The sequence below is a fragment of the Brevibacillus sp. LEMMJ03 genome (assembly GCF_007197875.1).
GTDB lineage: Bacteria > Bacillota > Bacilli > Brevibacillales > Brevibacillaceae > Brevibacillus > Brevibacillus thermoruber.
This window is the reverse complement of the sequence record NZ_VKJN01000043.1, coordinates 1-1,485: the sequence shown is the minus strand read 5'-3', so window position 1 is coordinate 1,485 and position 1,485 is coordinate 1. Positions and strand designations below refer to the sequence as shown.

Here is a 1,485-nt window from a genome sequence, read left to right as displayed (position 1 = left end):
GTAGCTAACGTGAGGATTCATGGAACCACGCACGTCAGGCCGGTTGACCGCTGGCATGAGGAAAAGCTGAAACCCATGAACCCAACGCCGTTTGCGGTCGTCGACCGTCATGCTCGGAAGGTATCAGCCGACTGCCTGGTATCGTTTGAGGCCAACCGTTACTCCGTTCCCTTCCGTTTTATGGGGCAAATCGTGCATGTCCAGGACGACAAGAACGGACGCATCCGGATTTACAGTGGAGACACACTCATCGCTGAACATCCCAAGGCCGTCCAAAAAGGGCAGCTGGTCATCAACAAAAAGCACTTCGAAGGACTGCGCCCAACCGGTCAACATCGAGTTCCTGCCCCAATGCCCAAACTTGTTGACCGACCAGCCCCTGAAGTGCTGGAACGAAACTTATCCGTGTATGAACAATTCCTCGACGAGGCGGTGAGGCTCCAATGATTGGGCTGCAAGAACGTCTTGAGGATGCCTTCCACCAATTCGGATGGACTCGCATTCCCGAGGTGCTTCACCACCACGCCGAAGAAGCTTCCAAACACAATATATCGTATCTGGAATTTCTGGACAAGCTGCTGCAGGAGGAGTTGGCGGCAAAATGGGATCGGTATATCCGGACCCGGACACGTCTAGCCAACTTGCCCTTTCACAAGACCCTGGATCAATTCGACTTTCGTTTCCAACCATCCATCGATGAACGGCGAATCCGGGATCTGGCGACCCTTCGGTTTATCGAGCACCAGGAGAATCTCATTTTCCTCGGCCCGCCCGGTGTGGGGAAAACACATTTGGCCGTTGCACTGGCTTTGGAGGCGATTAAGCAGCGGTATACGGTGTATTTTACAACCGCCCATGATCTCGTGCAAACGCTTCAGCAGGCCGATCAGAACCATACGATCAAACAAAAAATTCGCATGTACACCAAGCCGCGTCTGTTGATCATCGATGAGATCGGCTATCGCAAGATGGACGAACCGGCAGCCCATTTCTTCTTCCAAATCATCTCCGAACGATACGAGACCGGCTCTATCATCCTGACTTCCAACAAGTCGTATGGTTCATGGGGAGAAATCTTTGGAGACTCTATACTGGCCACAGCCATCCTGGATCGTTTGCTGCATCATTCCACCACAATCAATATCAAGGGGGAAAGTTACCGCATCAAAGAAAAGAAAAAGGCGGGTTTCTTCCGACCAGAAGGGCATGAAGAACACCCAAAGGAGTAGTCCTTGTTTCCGCCCCCTAAGGGGCGTATAAAATAACTCTTACTGGGGAATTTTCGATTGATTTTTTTGAGGAGCTTTCTTTTGATCTTGACACATTCTCGTGTCGGGTTACAAAAGTCATCGTGGCCAGCTCTCGAATCAACCGTTCGTCAATGCTGGGTTGGAAAGCAAAATCGAACTCCTCCAGCGTTTTTCGGTAAGGCAAGTGTGCGAGTTTGGTGCGTACCTCCATATTCCGTTTTTGACGTTCCGCTAT

General features: G+C 51.0%; 2 protein-coding genes and 1 pseudogene. 2 read left to right on the top strand and 1 reads right to left on the bottom strand.

Annotation, left to right across the window (positions count from 1 at the left end):
* Both FOI68_RS22645 and istB read left to right on the top strand, forming a co-directional pair.
* Positions 1 to 447: Mu transposase domain-containing protein (locus tag FOI68_RS22645; RefSeq protein ID WP_483296177.1), on the top strand; the 447-nt coding region annotated here is incomplete at its 5' end.
* Positions 444 to 1,229, top strand: coding sequence for an IS21-like element helper ATPase IstB (gene istB / locus FOI68_RS22640; protein ID WP_029099487.1), 786 nt, complete (start codon positions 444 to 446; stop codon positions 1,227 to 1,229). The genes FOI68_RS22645 and istB, both read left to right, overlap by 4 nt.
* Before the next feature lie 91 nt (positions 1,230 to 1,320).
* Here istB and FOI68_RS22635 read toward each other — a convergent pair.
* Positions 1,321 to 1,485, bottom strand: a pseudogene (locus FOI68_RS22635) (ATP-binding protein); the annotation flags it as partial.

What these genes read in the sequence shown, in the direction of transcription:
- istB (WP_029099487.1), top strand. Translation starts at nt 444, where the DNA reads ATGATTGGGCTGCAAGAACGTCTTGAGGATGCCTTCCACCAATTCGGA.